This is a genomic window from Staphylococcus sp. EZ-P03 (assembly GCF_003344575.1).
GTDB classification, from domain to species: domain Bacteria; phylum Bacillota; class Bacilli; order Staphylococcales; family Staphylococcaceae; genus Staphylococcus; species Staphylococcus simulans_B.
Genome location: NZ_QPMO01000011.1, coordinates 1 through 17,614, shown reverse-complemented (window position 1 = coordinate 17,614; position 17,614 = coordinate 1). Strand labels below are relative to the sequence as shown.

Sequence of the window (17,614 nt, the reverse complement as noted above, 5' to 3'; positions counted from 1 at the left end):
GCTGTGGCAGAGTCTTATAAAAATGCTGGTGTAGATATTCATGCCGGCTATGAAGCAGTAGAACGTATGAAAAGCCATGTGCAACGTACAATGCGTAAAGAGGTGCTTGGCGGATTAGGAGGTTTCGGTGCAGCGTTTGATTTATCACAATTAAACATGCAAAAACCTGTCTTAGTCTCAGGTACTGACGGTGTTGGAACTAAATTGAAATTAGCAATCGACAATGACAAACATGACACAATCGGTATCGATGCAGTCGCTATGTGTGTCAACGACATTTTAACAACTGGCGCTGAGCCGCTTTACTTCCTTGACTACATTGCGACAAACAAAGTAGTACCAGAAGTCATCGAACAAATTGTTAAAGGTGTCAGCGACGGCTGTGAAGAAACAAACACTGCTTTAATCGGCGGAGAAACTGCTGAAATGGGCGAAATGTATCATGAAGGCGAATACGACTTAGCTGGATTTGCGGTAGGTGCTGTTGAAAAAGATGACTATATCGATGGTTCATCTGTAAAACCTGGACAAGTGATCCTTGGTTTAGCATCAAGCGGTATCCACTCAAACGGCTACAGCTTAGTGCGTCACTTAATCAAAGAATCTGGTGTTGATTTAAATGCAGAGTTCGATAACGGACGTACGTATTTAGAGACTTTCTTAGAACCTACACGTCTTTATGTGAAACCTGTCTTAGCTGTTAAAGAGCAAGTGAAATTGCATGCGATGACACATATCACTGGCGGCGGTTTCTATGAAAATATTCCGCGTGCTTTGCCTGAAGGTGTTACAGCTGAAATTGATGTGCAATCTTTCACTACACCGAAAATCTTTGACTGGCTGCAAGAAGCAGGCAGCATCGACACTGAAGAAATGTACAATATCTTCAATATGGGTATTGGTTTCACTTTAGTGGTTGATGAATCAGATGCTGACAAAGCGTTAGACATCTTGAAAGCACAAAATGTCACTGCTTATCAAATCGGTAAAATTGTTGAAGGTAAAGAAGAACCAATCGAATTAACGGGGGTTAAAGCGTGACTAAAGTAGCAATCTTTGCGTCAGGTTCTGGCAGCAACTTTGAAAACATCGTACAACGTGTCAAAGAGGGACAACTGCAAAATATTGAAGTCACAGCATTATACACAGACCATGATGATGCTTATGCGATTGAACGTGCACAGCAACTAGGTGTGCCTGTGCATGTGACAATCCCTAAAACGTTTGATTCTAAAAAAGAATACGAACAACAATTAATAAAGCTGCTGAAAGCAGAACAAGTAGAATGGATCGTCTTAGCCGGTTATATGCGTTTAATCGGCCCAGACTTATTAGTGGCATATGAAGGACGAATTTTAAATATTCATCCTTCATTATTGCCTAAATTTAAAGGTATTGACGCTATCGGCCAAGCTTATGAAAGCGGAGATAAAGAAACAGGGTCAACCGTGCATTATGTAGACAGCGGTATGGACACTGGTGAGATTATCGAGCAAAGTCGTTGTGAGATTCATCCGGATGATACCAAAGCACAACTAGAAGAACGTATTAAAAATTTAGAATATGAACTTTATCCTAGAGTCATCGCAAAAATTATTCGATAAGAGGGGCAATTTCTATCATGAAAAAAGTAATTTTAAGTGTATCAGATAAAAGCGGCATTGTAGATTTCGCCAAATCATTAGTTGAGTTAGATTATGAACTTTATTCAACAGGCGGTACAAAACGTGCATTAGATGAAGCGGGTGTACCAGTTAAATCTGTTTCAGACTTAACACAATTTGATGAAATCATGGATGGTCGTGTTAAAACTTTACATCCTGCAGTACATGGCGGTATCTTAGCAGATCGCGATAAACCAGAACATTTGCAACAATTAAAAGAACAAGGTATCGACTTGATTGATATGGTTGTTGTGAACTTATATCCATTCAAAGAAACAGTCGCAAATCCAGATGTTACTGAAATGGATGCGATTGAAAATATTGATATCGGCGGACCGACAATGTTGCGTGCAGCAGCGAAAAACTTTAAACATGTGACAACAGTTGTAGATCCAGCTGACTACGACACAGTTATTGAACATTTGAAAAACAATACTTTAGATGAAAACTTCCGCAAATCATTAATGATTAAAGTATTCGAACATACAAATGATTATGATAATGCGATTGTGAACTTCTTTAAAGAAAACAAAGAACAGTTGCGTTATGGTGAAAACCCTCAACAAACTGCTTACTTTGTACGTACTTCAGATGCAGATAATACTATTGCAGGCGCTAAACAATTACACGGGAAACAATTAAGCTTTAACAATATCAAAGATGCGGACGCAACACTCGCATTAGTTAAGAAATTCGAAGGACCGGCTGCTGTTGCAGTGAAACACATGAACCCTTGCGGTGTTGGTGTAGGCGAATCAATCGAAGAAGCTTACCAAAATGCTTATGAGGCAGACAGCCAATCTATCTTCGGCGGTATCGTTGCGGTCAACCGTCCAGTTTCAAAAGCATTAGCTGAAAAATTACATTCCATCTTCTTAGAAGTTGTGATTGCACCTTCATTCACAGATGAAGCACTTGAAGTCTTAACTCAAAAGAAAAATATCCGCTTATTAGAAGTAGATATGACATTAGACCATGATGAACAAGAATTCGTTTCTGTTTCAGGCGGCTACTTAGTTCAAGATAAAGATACTAAAACAATTACACGAGACGATATGAAAGTTGTCACAAAAGCTGAACCGACTGAAGCACAATGGAAAGCAATGGAATTAGGTTGGAAAGTTGTTGCGGCGGTTAAAAGTAATGCCGTTATCTTAAGCAACGATCATCAAACAGTAGGTATCGGTGCGGGACAAATGAACCGTGTCGGATCTGCAGAAATTGCAATTGAACGTGCAATTGAAATCAACGACAATGTTGCTTTGGTTTCTGATGGTTTCTTCCCTATGGATGACACAGTAGAATTAGCTGCTAAAGCGGGTATTAAAGCAATTATCCAACCAGGCGGTTCTATTAAAGACCAAGACTCAATTGATATGGCTGACAAACACGGCATTGCGATGGTAATGACAGGTGTACGTCACTTCAAACATTAATCATTCAGGAGGAAAATGCTCAAGATGAAAGTATTAGTTATCGGGGGCGGAGGACGTGAACATGTTCTTGCCCATAAATTAAATCAATCTGAACTTGTTGACCAAGTGTATGCAATTCCTGGAAATGCAGCGATGGAAACTGTAGCTGAAGTGCATGGTGAAATCGCTGAAACAGCACATGATGAAATTGTTAAATTCGCTGCAGAAAATGGTGTTGAATGGGCAGTTGTAGGTCCTGAACAACCGTTAACTGAAGGCTTAGGCGATAAATTGCGCGAAGCGGGCGTTAAAGTCTTCGGACCAGGCGCAGCTGCTGCTCAAATCGAAGGTTCTAAAGCTTTTGCAAAACATATCATGGAAAAATACGGTATTCCGACAGCAGAGTATGTTGAAGTGGATTCTAAAACAGAAGCATTAAAGTATGTAGAAGACTGTAAAATTCCAGTTGTCTTGAAGAAAGATGGGTTAGCTGCTGGTAAAGGTGTTATTATTGCGATGACACGAGAAGAAGCGAAAGAAGGCGTTGAAACACTTTATCCAGAAGAAGAAGGCAAAGTAGTCTTCGAAGAATTCTTGGAAGGTGAAGAATACTCTGTAATGACTTTCGTCAATGGAGACTATGCAGTACCGTTTGATACGATTGCACAAGACCATAAACGCGCATATGATGGTGATAAAGGACCGAATACAGGCGGTATGGGTGCTTATTGTCCAGTACCTCATATTTCACAAGACGTATTAAAACGTACGAATGAAGAAATTGCACAACCTATCGCAAAAGCGATGCAACTAGAAGGTTATCCATTCTTTGGTGTCCTTTATATCGGTGCCATCCTTACAGAAGAAGGACCGAAAGTCATTGAATTTAACGCACGCTTTGGAGATCCGGAAGCACAAGTACTCTTAACACGTATGGAAAGCGACTTGATGCAGCACATCTTAGATTTAGAAGCACGTCAACCGATTGAATTCAAATGGAAAGACGAAGCAGTCGCAGGTGTGATGCTTGCTTCTAAAGGCTATCCAGGTGCTTACGAAAAAGGCGTTAAAGTTTCAGGCTTCAATTTAGACGGCAGCACATTTGTCAGCGGCTTGAAAAAAGAAGGCGACGACTATGTCACTTCTGGCGGCCGTGTCATCTTAGTCATTGGTGAAGGAAAAACTGTCAAAGAAGCAAAAGCAGAAGCTTACAAAAAAGCAGATGCAATTGAAAGTGACGGCTTATTCTATCGCAGAGACATTTGTGATAAAGCAATTAAACACGAACAATAATTGAAGATACATTAAACCAACCAAACTTTTTCTTTGAATTGTTTGGTTGGTTTTTTTATTAAGTTAGTCATGTGTCTGCACCAGTTTAAATATGTATGAACTACTCACATAATACGATTGCATATCTATTACTATTGTTTTGTTATAAAAAAATGAGCAAGGGGTATATCCCTTACTCATCAGGTGTTGATTTAGCCATATCGATATAGGCTTGTTTATAGCCAGCCACAAAGCGAGAGCTGTGTTTATTGAAAAGTTGGCGGAAGCGCCAAGCACGTTTGCGTTTTTTGATAAAACGGTTAAGTCGGCGTTTTTTATTTTTTAGTTTTGTCATGGTTTCAATTTCTCTTACGGCTTGTTGGTAGCCTTTTTCGTATGCATCGTTACGTTTCTTCATGAAAATTGCCTCCCATCGTATGTGTAAATCTGATTACCTTAATTATAGCATTTATAATAGGGGTGTATTAACTAAAAAAAGAAATGATGGTTATTATAAAAATAAGCAGCAAACGGTCGAATCGGTAACCGTCTACTGCTGGGAAAAATATGGATGAATGAAAATGTAAATATTGGTTGGGCTGCAGCTCGACGACTAACAGCCCGATAGCTATTTTAAAAACTACATCGAAATGTGTCAACCACGTACATCTGTGATGCCTGTAATCGGCACATAATGTGCTAATAATATAGCAATGATTAATATTGCGGCGAAGAGTAAGATAAAGATCAAGTCGCGATAACTAAATGGTGCGTAGTAATAATAAGTTCTCGGACCATCTTTAAATCCTTTTTTCTCCATCGCAACAGAGAGTTGATGTGCTTTTCGGATGTTTTGGCTTAACAGAGGAATCATCAAATGCTTGATGCGTTTAAAGCCTCTGTAATTAGATTTATCCACCATGCGATAGCGCATCTTCAATGATTTTCTTAATTGTACAAATGAACTGATGATTAAAGGTACCATACGTATCGCTGCCATAAAGGCATAAGCGACTTTAGGTTTTACTTTTAAGTGCTGCATTAAACTGTAGAAGATCATCACAATTTGAGAAGTGAATGCCATCACAATCCCAAAGAAAGTTACAGTATCTGTACGCATTGATAAATGCAGACCTCTGACTAAACTTTCTGTCGTAATATGAATAAATCCTAATTTAAATAGCGTATGTGTGCCATCACCATAGAAAATCATGAACAGTGCTGAGATGATACTGAATAGTATTGTATAAACTACAAATAGTGCTGTTATCTTAACCTTCATACCGCCAAAGATGAGTAAGAATAAAAACATCAGAGCGGTTAAATAAATCATCACATCAAAGTTGTGTATAAAGATGACAAAGAAGAATAAGAAAATACCTAAACCTAATTTGGTAATGATATTGACTTCATCTACGAAGGTGAAATATTTTTTCCATGCTTCAAACATTGTCTTCACCTTCCATTTCAAAGAGCTCATCTTCACATAACATATGATCACGCAACTCAATACGTCTTGTAGGGTAGCGTTCGATAATATGCGGGTCGTGTGTAACCATTATAATGGTTTGTCCTTGTGCAACACGTTTTTGGAAAAGCGATAATAAATTAAATGTGTTGCGGCTGTCTAAACCAAACGTCGGCTCATCTAATAAGATAATATCAGCATGAGAGCTTAACGCTGTTGCGACGCTTAATCGACGTTTTTGACCCATAGATAATTCGAACGGGTGATGTTCTTGAACAGCTTCTAAATTCAACATTTCTATCAGTTGTTTTGTTTCTGCATCTGCATCAGGACCGCTGAAGTTGATGAAAATCTCTTCATAAACTGAATTTGTGATAAATTGCAGTTCTGGATTTTGATAGACCAAGTACATATGCTGGGCAGCTTCTTTAATTTTGTGAAGCGGTTGGCCATCATAGGACATGGCACCGCGATATTTAATCAGCTGCATCATCGATTCTAATAAAGTGGTTTTACCCGCACCGTTTTTACCGGTAATCGTAATCCACTCGCCATCACCGATTTCAAAGTCAGGGACTTGAATCAATGTCTTTTTGCCTCTGATAATTTCACCCTCTATATACTTAAAGCGTGCTTTTGAAGGTGCAGCAGCGTTTAAATTTGGTTGTGGTGCATGGTCCCAAGCTTTAGGGTGCCATACGCCGTATTCTGTTAATAAATCTTCATGCTGGTTCAATATTACCTCAGGTGTGTCATCAGCAATGATGTGGCCGCCATGGCCCATTAATATGACACGATCGACATGTTCCCAAATGTGTTCTACTTTATGCTCAACGATGAGTACAGTTTGATCTTGCCACATCTCTTTGATTTTATTCCATAAATCCTCAGTCGCATCTACATCCAGCATAGCGGTCGGTTCATCCAAGAAGAGGGTATCTGCTTCTTGGAGTACCGTTTCAGCAATAGCTAATTTTTGTTTCATACCGCCGCTTAATTGAGACACGGTTTGTTTTGGACCTACTTCTAAATCTACAGATTCTAAAGCACGTTGAATTAACGCATCCATATCTTTACGCGGTACTTGTTTGTTTTCTAATACGAATGCTAATTCCTCATATACTTTAGGCATACAAAACTGTGTATCCGGATCTTGGAAAATCACACCGCTGTTTAAATCTGCTTTTAAGTCATCATACTTCATAGGCAATTCAATCAAGTTCGGTACAATACCGCTTAATACATTAAGCAAAGTACTTTTGCCGCAGCCTGACGGACCTAAAAGCAAGACTTTTTGTTTGTCAGGTATTTCTATATTTAAACCATCAAAGATTTTATTTTGTGCATTTGGATATTTGAGTCGTAAATTTTGAGCAAGTAACAAGATAATATCTCCTTACAAATTGTCGTAATCTTTTTTAGAAGCAGGGCGGAAGAGTTTGGTAACTCCGGTCTGATCCAGTGCTTTGACAAGGTAGTATGGGAAAATCCCTGCTAATACAATACCGCTGATACAACGGAAGAACACATATAAGAATAAGTTCCATCCTGCAACTTCACCAAGATAACCATAGTAGAAGTCGATTGGGAAAGTAACAAGTGCAGCTGCTAAACCAGCAATGACTGCCACCATTAATTTGCGTGATTTATAACGGAAAATCGCAAAAATAATTTCACATGCTAAACCTTGAAGCAAGCCGTAAATAATTGTTGCAATATCAAAGCGTCCCATGACGATAGTTTCACCAGCACCCGCAGCAAATTCAGCGAGTAAAGCGACGCCTGCTTTAGGAATGATCAGGTAAGCAACAACAGCTGCAGCAAACCACATACCATAAGATAATTCTTCTAAGTGCAATCCAGTCACTTGCATCGCTTTGTATACAAGGTTCCAAATGTTGTAAATGATAGCAAAGATGACTGCGATTAACACAGTAACTAAGATATCTGAAAGTTTAAGCCCTTTAGACATAATGAATCAATTCCTCCTATAAAAATAAAAAACACGCAAACTTGTCTAGCAAGCAGCGTGAAACAGGCATCGGAACAAACCGGTACCACCCTCAATCGACAACCGGTTCATCTTCCGCACTTTCCTACGCTAGTCCAAGCTAGATCAGGTTCGAAGGGTTTGAAGCATGTGCTTCATCTCAGTTCGAAACACCCCTAGTGCATTTATTCATTTGATTTATAATAAATGTATGCTTTTTAGTACTAGATGTCAAGGTCATTTTGCGATTCATCCTTATAAGAACGGGTATTGAATTAAGATGACAAAAGATTAAATTTGTGTAAAAACAAAAGTAAAGGATTGAGTGTGCTGACCAATTCTAATATACTACCATAGAATGATTTACTACAATTTTTAAAGACACAACACGTCTGTTCATATATAATAACTATGAGGTGAAAAACATGTCGTATATAAAGAAGCACGCTGAGATCATTTTTAGTTTGATTATTGGCATTGTTTCACTCTTAATTGGCATCATTGTACTGCTCAATTTATCATTCATCCATAAACTTGCTAAGGGGAGCAAGGTTGACTTACATATTAATAATGTGTGGGATTTCATCAATGCATTCTTTATTGAAATTATCCGGATTATGAGTCAATTTATCGGCCATTTCCCAATCATCAGCGCCATCTTAATCATCTTATTCGGCGTTGCATTGCTTTGGATCGGCTATTTGTTATTTATCACGACAAAATATGATTATGATATTTCAATTTTCTTCCTTATAATAGGAATCTTTTTCTTCCTCATCACAATTGTCTTTATGACACAAGTCTACGGTTTCTTTGCAGTTATATTTATTATCCCGTTCATTGTGCATATCGGCTATATTGTTTATAAGGACGAACTTAACAGCGACCATCAGAAGGAACATTATTTATGGATCATCTGTACGTATGGTATCAGTTATTTAATATCTCAGATTTCGTTATACGGAAGAATAGAGAGTCATGAAATTGCATTGATTGATATTTTAAGTGTCAATGCGTTCTTCTTAGTGATGTGGTGTTTAGGCCAAATGTCGATTTGGAACTTTTTATTCCTAAGACGTTCATTGCCTTTAACTAAAGCAGAACTTGGAGAAGAAATGGAATACTCTAGAACTGATAAAAATGGTGCAATCAGCCAAACGAAAGAACAATTGCGTGAAATTCAAGAACGTACTCAAGAATTCACACACCGTACACGCAGAAGCATTGACTTAGAGAAAATCAGAACAAAAAGAGATAAAATTAAAAAGACAATTAAAGATAAAATTGATTTGCAGGAAGACGATATTCCGAATTGGATGCGTCGTCCGAAATGGATCAAACCAGGTATTGTAGAGTTGATTTGCGGAACGATTCTGTTCTTATTTACATTATTAGAATTGAACAACCGTAATGGATTATTTATGTCAGGCGATTGGGAATTGTCACAGACATCTTATGTTATTGAATGGGTGACTTTATTCCTATTGCTGCTTGTCATCATCGCTTATATTATTACAACATTGACGCATTTCTTACGCGGCAAACTGTACTATGCACAACTCTTCATGGTAAGTATCTTGTTCTTCAAATTACTTACTGAATTCGTGAACATCATGATTCATGGCTTATTATTATCAATTTTTATCACACCGATCTTATTTATAATGCTTGTTGCGGTAACCATTGCATTTATTATTCAATTAAGAACACCGGATCATTAACAACAAGCTGAAGTCGAGAAATCAAATAAAGATTTCTCGGCTTTTTTATTTTTTTAGTTGTTCTGTTTAGAAAGGGACTGTATTATACGTTAAGATGAAAGTAACTACACATAGAAGGCGGAATAATAATTATGAAGACAGCAATTTTAAATAAAGGTAAAGAACAAAAATATTTAAACCAGTATCCTTTAGTAGATGAAGAAGATATTTTTGAACATAGTCATTTAAAAGACGGGGATATTTTCCATATCATTACTGATGATGGCCGTTATATTGCGACGGCTTACGTAGGTCGCCAGCATAAAGGTCTTGGCTGGGTATTAAGTTATGATGCACAAGAAGCAATCGATACTTCATTCTTTGAAGGTTTGTTTGAAGCGGCTTTAGATTACAGACAATATTATTTTGATATCGATGGTACAAATGCGTTTCGTCTATTCAACGCTGAAGGAGACGGTGTAGGCGGTTTGACTATCGACTATTATGATCGCCATTTATTGATTCAATGGTATTCAAAAGGTATTTATAAGTTCAGATATAATGTACTAGAAGCAATCAAATCTGTGTTCCCGTATACATCTATTTTCGAAAAGACACGCTTTAAAGACAGTGATGTAAAAAGCGGCTTTGTGACAGGTGAAGCACCTGAATTCCCGATGGTCATCGAAGAGAACTTTACATTTTATAATGTTGATTTAGATGATGGACCTATGACAGGTATTTTCTTAGACCAAAAAGAAGTCAGAAAAAAATTGAGAGATGTTTATGCACCTGAGCGCAGTGTATTAAACTTATTCAGTTATACAGGCGCATTCTCAGTCATTGCGGCTCAAACAGCGTTAGAAACAACGAGCGTTGATTTAGCTAACCGCTCAAGAAGTTTGACGGAAGAGAATTTTGGGGTAAATGGTATAGACCCGAAAACACAATATATTTATGTGATGGATACGTTTGACTTTTATCATTATGCGGCAAGACATGGCAAGCTTTATGACACAATTGTGATTGATCCGCCAAGTTTTGCACGCAATAAAAAGAAAGTATTCACTGTGCAAAAAGACTATCACAAATTAATCGAAGAGGCATTGCCGATACTCAGCGATGGCGGTACTTTGATTTTAAGTACCAACTCAAGTGCACTGACTTCAAAAGCGTTTAAAAACATGATTAAAAAGACGCTGAACGAACAAAATGTTGATTTTGAGATTGAAGAAGCTATGGGACTTCCAAAAGATTTCAAAACACATCCGCATTTCAAGCCATCCAAATATTTAAAAGTCGTCTTCGTTCGGGTATCACATAAAGAGGAAGAAGTAATAATAGAGGAGGATTAAAATATGGGGATAAAAGATAAATTTATTAAAGGCACGACTGATAAAATCGGTCATAAAGTCTTAAAAATCGACCCTGTTTCAAAGAAGGGGAGACTACCGATTAATGCAAAAGACTTGCAGGAAAGACGCGAACGCGCTGAAGAGCTTGTAAGAAAGAAATCATTATTATCATCTACAGCAAGTGTCGTTCCGATTCCAGGTTTAGGTTTCGGTGTTGACTTGAAGCTGATGAAAGATATTATCGAAGATATCAATAAAATTTACGGTGTAGACCATAAACAAGTGAATCGTATGAGTGATGACTTGAAAGAACGTGTGTTAGCTGCGGCATCTATCCAAGGCAGTCAATTTATCGGCAGAACGATTTCTAAAGGTATCTTGAAAATAATTGTCAGAGATGTTGCGAAAAGAACAGCAGCTAAACAGACGAAATGGTTCCCGTTTGTCGGGCAAGCGATTTCAGCTTCAATCAGTTATTACTTTATGAAGAAAATGGGCGAAGATCACATTCAAAAATGTGAAAACGTTGCCAAAAAGTTATTAGAGAATCAGTAAGCAAAATAATTGTGCATATTTTCACAAAAACACTAAAATCATGTCTCTGCAAGGGTTAAACAAATTGAATTTAGAGGCATATTTTGGTAATGTTAAGGTGTAATAATGTTCAGGTGAGCTTATCACCAATTAATGGATGCGAAGGAGAAAGATTATTATGGAACAACAATCATACACTATCATTGACGAAACAGGTATTCATGCTCGTCCAGCTACAATGCTTGTACAAACAGCTTCAAAATTTGATTCAGATATTCAATTAGAATATAACGGCAAAAAAGTCAACTTAAAATCAATTATGGGTGTTATGAGCTTAGGCGTAGGTAAAGATGCTGACATCACTATCTATGCTGACGGAAGCGACGAAGCTGATGCAATTCAAGCTATCACTGACGTTTTATCAAAAGAAGGCTTAACTAAATAATATGGCTAAAACAATTAAAGGGATTGCAGCATCTGACGGTGTTGCAATCGCAAAAGCCTATTTATTAGTTGAACCTGACTTAACGTTTGATAATGAAACGATCACTGATACAGAGGCTGAAGTTGCTAAATTTAACGGCGCACTTAACACATCAAAAGTTGAATTGACTAAAATCAGAAACAATGCTGAACAACAATTAGGCGCAGATAAAGCTGCGATCTTCGATGCACATTTATTAGTACTTGAAGATCCTGAGCTTATCCAACCTATTGAAGACAAAATCAAAAATGAAAATGTTAATGCGGCACAAGCATTAACAGATGTTTCAAATCAATTTATCACAATATTTGAATCAATGGACAATGAATACATGGCAGAACGTGCAGCAGATATCCGCGACGTATCTAAACGTGTATTAGCACATATTTTAGGTGTGGATTTACCAAATCCAAGTATCATTGATGAAAGTGTTGTCATTATCGGGAATGACTTAACACCTTCAGATACTGCACAACTTAACAAACAATATGTGCAAGGATTCGTAACTAACATTGGAGGCAGAACATCTCACTCTGCCATCATGAGTCGTTCATTAGAAATTCCAGCAGTAGTAGGTACTAAATCTATTACAGAAGAAGTGGAAGCAGGCGACATCATTATCGTAGATGGTATGACAGGTGATGTTATTATCAATCCAAGCGAAGATGTTGTGGCAGAGTATCAAGAAAAACGCGACAACTTCTTCAAAGACAAAAAAGAATTACAAAAATTACGTGATGCTGAATCTGTAACAGAAGACGGCCATCATGTAGAATTAGCTGCAAACATCGGAACACCTAACGATTTACCAGGTGTAATCGAGAACGGTGCAGAAGGTATTGGGTTATATCGTACTGAGTTCCTTTATATGGGACGCGATCAAATGCCGACTGAAGACGAACAATTCGAAGCATACAAAGCTGTGCTTGAAGCAATGGAAGGCAAACGTGTTGTTGTTCGTACTTTAGATATTGGTGGAGATAAAGAACTTCCTTATCTTGACTTGCCTGAAGAAATGAACCCATTCTTAGGTTACCGTGCTATTCGTTTGTGCTTAGCACAACCTGAAATTTTCCGTCCGCAATTACGTGCGTTATTACGTGCATCAGTTTACGGAAAATTAAACATTATGTTCCCAATGGTTGCGACGATTCAAGAATTCCGCGATGCTAAAGCATTGCTTGAAGAAGAACGTCAAAACCTTAAAAATGAAGGCGTTGAAGTGTCAGATGATATCGAATTAGGTATCATGGTAGAAATTCCATCTACAGCTGCACTTGCAGATGTCTTCGCTAAAGAAGTAGACTTCTTCAGTATCGGAACAAATGACTTGATTCAATATACAATGGCTGCTGACCGTATGTCAGAACGCGTTTCATACTTATACCAACCATACAACCCAGCAATTTTACGTTTAGTTCAACGTGTAATTGAAGCATCACATGCTGAAGGTAAATGGACAGGTATGTGCGGTGAAATGGCCGGAGACCAAACTGCAATTCCTTTATTATTAGGTCTTGGTTTAGATGAGTTCTCAATGAGTGCGACATCTATTCTTAAAGCACGTCGTTTGATCAGAGGATTAAGCGAAGAACAAATGAAAGAATTAGCAGCAAAAGCAGTCAACTGTGCAACATCTGACGAAGTTGTAGCACTTGTTAATGAATATACACAAAATGCTTAATTAATAAAATAAAACCGTGAATGATGCTTGCATCATTTTCACGGTTTTTTTGTATGTTCGATTAGTTGAGTATCCCAATCAATATACATAGTTTTTAATATTTGCTAGAAATAAACTGAGGTATTACGAAATTGTGACGAAAGTTTAAATAATTATTTGATATTATTGAATTCTTGATTAGAATGATTGTAAACTAGCACAATAAAGCGTAACATTATGGGTACTGTGCCTATGTACGCTTGCTTTTGTTTTGTTTAAAAGTCTTAATTTAATGGTAGAAATTAATAGCGTGCATTCAAATTCACTTTAATTTCCTTCAATTTTCAGCAATTCATTAATTTTATCCAAGTCGACTTGATACATAGGTGTATCGTCAATCAAGATAAAAGGTGTTGAAAAAGCATCATAATCTATCATTTCATTGCGGTATTCTGTATTAGAGATATTTTTCTCTGTATACGCAACTTGATGCTGATCGAAATATTGCTTAATGAATTGGCAAGGCGGACACTCGTTTTGAGTATAAACTACGACATTCGTCATTAATCATCTTTCCTTTCAATAAATTGATGACTTAACTTTATTAAAGTGAAATATAAAAATCAAGCTTACTGCATGAATTTGAATGTACAAGAAAGTGTAAAGTGCTGTCTTTAAAGTATTGCGGGCATTGTACAGTAACCAAATATAAAGAGAACAGGGTGATATCATGGAAGCAGTAGAATTAAGCAGATTTCTAACCGGTATGACCTTAGCTGTGCATATTATTTTTGCGACGATAGGGGTAGGCATGCCGCTTATGTTCGCAATTGCGGAGTTTCTTGGAATTAAGAGAAATGATGCAAAATATATTACATTAGCTAAAAGGTGGGCCAAAGGTTATGCGGTTACCGTAGCTGTCGGTGTTGTGACAGGTACCATTATTGAAATTCAATTATCATTGCTTTGGCCGGAATTTATGAGAGTTGCAGGACACGTGATAGCCTTGCCGCTATTTATGGAAGTCTTTGCATTCTTCTTTGAAGCGATTTTCTTAAGTATTTACTTCTATACATGGGAACGTTTCAAAAACAAATGGACACATTTGATTATGAGTATTCCAGTTGTGCTGGGCGGTACATTATCTGCCTTCTTCATCACTTCTGTTAACTCATTTATGAATACGCCGGATGGATTTAAAATGTCTGATGGCAAAATGCTTTATGTAGATCCCGTCGCAGCAATGTTCAACGCTTCTTTCGGGGTTCGAGCATTCCACGTGATTACAACTGCAATTATGACAATGGCCTTTATATTAGCTGCGATTGCGGCATTTAAGTTATTAAAAGGCAAATTCGAAAAAGATAAAGCTTATCATAAAAAGGCTTTAAAACTGACGATGACAGTCGGCTTAATCTTTACTTTAGGTTCAATGTTGGCAGGGGACTTGTCAGCGAAGTTCTTGCATAACGAACAACCTGAAAAATTAGCCGCATATGAATGGCATTTTGAAGATGAGAAAAACGCGGATCTGGTACTCTTTGGTGTACTGGATGAAAAGACACAAGAGGTCAAAGGCGCAATTAAACTACCCGGCTTACTAAGCTTCTTATCAGACAATAATGTCAAAACAGAAGTTAAAGGGTTGAACAGTTTCCCTAAAGATGAACAGCCGCCTTTAATCGTTCACTATTTCTTTGATTTAATGGTGGTCGGCGGTATCTTCTGTCTTGTTGTTTCAGGTATTTATGTTCTGACACGTATTGTTAAAAAATGGCGCAATTTCTCAACCCATAAAAGTTTATTATACGCTATCTTGCTTACAGGACCTGCCGCAATGTTATCTATCGAATTCGGTTGGTTCTTAACAGAGATGGGTCGTCAGCCGTGGATTATAAGAGGCTATATGAGAGTATCTGAAGCCGCAACACGTGCAGGCGGCTTGACGGGGGTAACGATTGCCTTTGGTGTAGTTTACTTTATTATTCTATTCACTGCGACATATGTCTTAATACGTATGTTCAAGAATAACCCGCCGTATAAAGACGTTGAAAAATTAGAAGAGAGCCGAGGTGAAGTATCATGAGTATCACAGCGTTTGGTATGATTGTTCTTTATCTATTCTTATTCTTGTATATTATCGTAGGTTCGATTGACTTTGGGGCAGGTATCTTCATTTTACAATCGAAATTAAGAGGCACTGAAAGTACATTAGTTCCGCTGATCGGGCGCTATTTAAACCCAGTTTGGGAAGTCACGAACGTGTTCTTAGTGTTCTTTACAGTAGGGATTGTCGGATTCTTCCCGGACTTCGCATATTACTATGGTTCAGTCTTATTGGTGCCTGGTTCTATTGCGTTGATCTTGCTGACGATTCGCGGCAGTTTCTACGCTTTCCAAAACTACGGACCTGATTCAAAATTCTCTTGGCTCGTCTTGCATAGTGTTTCTGGTTTATTTATTCCAGCCGCACTAAGTATGGGACTTGTTATTTCTGAAGGCGGTTATATCCATAAGACCAACAAAGGTACAGGCGTGGATTTAAACTGGGTAGATTTATTCTTCAGTCCGTTTGCTTGGGCTGTTGTCTTCTTATCCCTAGTGTCCGTCATGTATATTTCAGCAGGTTTCCTTGCTTACTATGCACGTAAAGCAGAAAATATGAAGGGTTATAATATTATACGCATGTGGTTTATTTTCTGGGGGCCTCCGATGGCTTTAGTATCTTTATTTACTTTCATCACATTGCGTTCTCAAAACAAACAGCACTTTGACATTATGGTCGGTCAATATTGGTGGCTGTTTGCATTAAGTATTTTATGCTTGTTGGCCGCATGGATTTTATCTATAATGAAAAAATCACCTGGAACAGTATTTATGCTTGTGATTGCACAAATGGGTACAGCAGTAGCTGGTTATGGTATCAGTAAATGGCCATACATTTTATACCCATATATCAATGGTGAGCTGCACAGTGCAGATGATACAATGGCGCTTGCTTTAACCATTGCGGCAATTCTTGGTTTACTTTTGCTTGTTCCATCGTTAATATTATTAATGAGATTATTCATTTTCAACAAAGATTATGTTGAAGGTAAAAATGATGAAGGTCATTATTGATATTGAGTCTTAGGTGAGGTGAGGCAGCGTATGCATCTGTAAATGATGTAAAGCGTTCATTGCCTTATCTCACTTTTATTTTGTGGAGGTTGCTATGGAAAAAGAATTCGTTGTTATAGGATTGGGGCGTTTCGGCGGCAGTATTGTCCGTGAACTGAATGCATTAGGCATGGACGTGATGGCGATTGATTTAAGCGAAGCCCGTGTAAATGAATACAGTGAAATTGCGACACATGCAGTGGTTGCTGATACAACAGATGAAGCGGTTATGAAAAGTTTAGGGATCCGCAACTTTGATCAAGTCATTGTTGCGATTGGTGAAAATATCCAAACGAGTACATTAACGACTTTGATTCTAAAAGAGTTAGGCGTTAAAAAAGTTATTGCGAAAGCGCAAAATGACTACCATGCTAAGATTTTGAATAAAATCGGTGCCGATTTAGTCGTACACCCAGAACGTGATATGGGCCGTCGTATTGCTCATAATATTGCGAGTGCAAGTGTCTTGGATTACCTTGAACTTGCGGATGAATATTCAATTGTTGAAGCGAAGGCCAACGAACGCATTGCAGGTCAAACGATTGTAGACTTGGATATCCGTGCGAATTTCGGTATCAACATTATTGCGATTAAGCGCGGCAAAGATGTTATTATTTCGCCAGATCCTAATATGAATATCGAATTAGGAGATATCCTGATTATGATTGGTCATGATAATGACTTGAACCGTTTCGAGAAAAAACTCGTCCACTAACTCAATTTAAGAAAGTTTATAAACATAGAAAATATAAGCATACAAAAAAGCACATTCCGCGGAATGTGCTTTTCCTATCTTCTAAAGTGTTTACCTTACACTGTAGGTTCTTCATCTTTTATGGTGGGAAGGTAAAACTTCCCGCCTTTTTTGATACACAAAAAGCGCAATTGCCTCTATAATTTAAAGTGCCTA

Annotated in this window: 17 protein-coding genes and 1 riboswitch; of the genes, 12 read left to right on the top strand and 5 right to left on the bottom strand. The window is 37.8% G+C overall.

The window, feature by feature from the left end; all coding sequences use genetic code 11:
• The first annotated feature begins 3 nt into the window (after window positions 1-3).
• Genes purM through purD form a run of 4 tightly spaced genes read left to right on the top strand, consistent with a single transcriptional unit; the run spans window position 4 to window position 4,372 of the window.
• Window positions 4-1,041, top strand: a complete 1,038-nt coding sequence (gene purM, locus DVJ99_RS06775) for a phosphoribosylformylglycinamidine cyclo-ligase (protein ID WP_114603659.1) — start codon at window positions 4-6, stop codon at window positions 1,039-1,041.
• Complete coding sequence (purN, locus tag DVJ99_RS06770) at window positions 1,038-1,604, top strand: phosphoribosylglycinamide formyltransferase (RefSeq protein ID WP_114603658.1); 567 nt, start codon at window positions 1,038-1,040, stop codon at window positions 1,602-1,604. The genes purM and purN overlap by 4 nt, the downstream gene beginning before the upstream one ends.
• 17 nt (window positions 1,605-1,621) lie before the next feature.
• Window positions 1,622-3,100: a bifunctional phosphoribosylaminoimidazolecarboxamide formyltransferase/IMP cyclohydrolase gene (purH, locus tag DVJ99_RS06765; RefSeq protein ID WP_114603657.1), complete on the top strand. Its 1,479-nt coding sequence runs from the start codon at window positions 1,622-1,624 to the stop codon at window positions 3,098-3,100.
• Between the two features lie 24 nt (window positions 3,101-3,124).
• Window positions 3,125-4,372 carry a phosphoribosylamine--glycine ligase gene (purD, locus tag DVJ99_RS06760; protein ID WP_114603656.1) on the top strand — a complete coding sequence of 416 codons (1,248 nt, stop codon included), beginning with the start codon at window positions 3,125-3,127 and terminating at the stop codon, window positions 4,370-4,372.
• A 172-nt stretch (window positions 4,373-4,544) separates the two neighbouring features.
• Here the strand turns inward: purD and DVJ99_RS06755 are convergent, their stop codons facing one another.
• From DVJ99_RS06755 to DVJ99_RS06740, 4 genes are all read right to left on the bottom strand, one after another.
• Entirely contained in the window at window positions 4,545-4,769 is a 225-nt protein-coding gene (locus DVJ99_RS06755; RefSeq protein ID WP_105993787.1) for a hypothetical protein, read from the bottom strand.
• A gap of 237 nt (window positions 4,770-5,006) precedes the next feature.
• Entirely contained in the window at window positions 5,007-5,801 is a 795-nt protein-coding gene (locus tag DVJ99_RS06750) for an energy-coupling factor transporter transmembrane component T family protein (protein WP_114603655.1), read from the bottom strand.
• A complete protein-coding gene (locus tag DVJ99_RS06745) occupies window positions 5,794-7,203 on the bottom strand; it encodes an ABC transporter ATP-binding protein (protein WP_114603654.1) in 1,410 nt (469 codons plus the stop codon). The genes DVJ99_RS06750 and DVJ99_RS06745 overlap by 8 nt, the downstream gene beginning before the upstream one ends.
• A 12-nt stretch (window positions 7,204-7,215) precedes the next feature.
• A complete protein-coding gene (locus tag DVJ99_RS06740; protein ID WP_105993790.1) occupies window positions 7,216-7,791 on the bottom strand; it encodes an ECF transporter S component in 576 nt (191 codons plus the stop codon).
• Window positions 7,792-7,895: 104 nt separating this feature from the next.
• Window positions 7,896-7,997: riboswitch (TPP riboswitch) on the bottom strand.
• 237 nt (window positions 7,998-8,234) lie between these two features.
• Between DVJ99_RS06740 and auxA the strand changes: the two genes are divergently transcribed.
• The 5 genes from auxA to ptsP all read left to right on the top strand — a co-directional run bounded on the left by auxA (window position 8,235) and on the right by ptsP (window position 13,566).
• Window positions 8,235-9,530, top strand: a complete 1,296-nt coding sequence (gene auxA / locus DVJ99_RS06735) for a lipoteichoic acid stability factor AuxA (protein WP_114603653.1) — start codon at window positions 8,235-8,237, stop codon at window positions 9,528-9,530.
• Window positions 9,531-9,661: 131 nt separating this feature from the next.
• Window positions 9,662-10,864 carry a class I SAM-dependent rRNA methyltransferase gene (locus DVJ99_RS06730; protein WP_114603652.1) on the top strand — a complete coding sequence of 401 codons (1,203 nt, stop codon included), beginning with the start codon at window positions 9,662-9,664 and terminating at the stop codon, window positions 10,862-10,864.
• A gap of 3 nt (window positions 10,865-10,867) precedes the next feature.
• Window positions 10,868-11,419: a DUF697 domain-containing protein gene (locus DVJ99_RS06725; protein ID WP_114603651.1), complete on the top strand. Its 552-nt coding sequence runs from the start codon at window positions 10,868-10,870 to the stop codon at window positions 11,417-11,419.
• A gap of 157 nt (window positions 11,420-11,576) precedes the next feature.
• Window positions 11,577-11,843: a phosphocarrier protein HPr gene (locus DVJ99_RS06720; protein ID WP_105993794.1), complete on the top strand. Its 267-nt coding sequence runs from the start codon at window positions 11,577-11,579 to the stop codon at window positions 11,841-11,843.
• 1 nt (window position 11,844) lies between these two features.
• A complete protein-coding gene (gene ptsP, locus DVJ99_RS06715) occupies window positions 11,845-13,566 on the top strand; it encodes a phosphoenolpyruvate--protein phosphotransferase (protein ID WP_114603650.1) in 1,722 nt (573 codons plus the stop codon).
• A 306-nt stretch (window positions 13,567-13,872) separates the two neighbouring features.
• Here the strand turns inward: ptsP and DVJ99_RS06710 are convergent, their stop codons facing one another.
• On the bottom strand, window positions 13,873-14,109 hold the full coding sequence (locus DVJ99_RS06710; protein ID WP_114603649.1) for a glutaredoxin family protein: 237 nt from the start codon (window positions 14,107-14,109) through the stop codon (window positions 13,873-13,875).
• A 166-nt stretch (window positions 14,110-14,275) separates the two neighbouring features.
• Between DVJ99_RS06710 and DVJ99_RS06705 the strand changes: the two genes are divergently transcribed.
• From DVJ99_RS06705 to DVJ99_RS06695, 3 genes are all read left to right on the top strand, one after another.
• Window positions 14,276-15,631: a cytochrome ubiquinol oxidase subunit I gene (locus DVJ99_RS06705; protein WP_114603648.1), complete on the top strand. Its 1,356-nt coding sequence runs from the start codon at window positions 14,276-14,278 to the stop codon at window positions 15,629-15,631.
• Window positions 15,628-16,665, top strand: coding sequence for a cytochrome d ubiquinol oxidase subunit II (locus DVJ99_RS06700; RefSeq protein ID WP_114603647.1), 1,038 nt, complete (start codon window positions 15,628-15,630; stop codon window positions 16,663-16,665). Before DVJ99_RS06705 ends, DVJ99_RS06700 begins: the two co-directional genes overlap by 4 nt.
• Window positions 16,666-16,759: 94 nt before the next feature.
• On the top strand, window positions 16,760-17,419 hold the full coding sequence (locus DVJ99_RS06695) for a potassium channel family protein (RefSeq protein ID WP_105993799.1): 660 nt from the start codon (window positions 16,760-16,762) through the stop codon (window positions 17,417-17,419).
• Window positions 17,420-17,614: the final 195 nt, after the last annotated feature.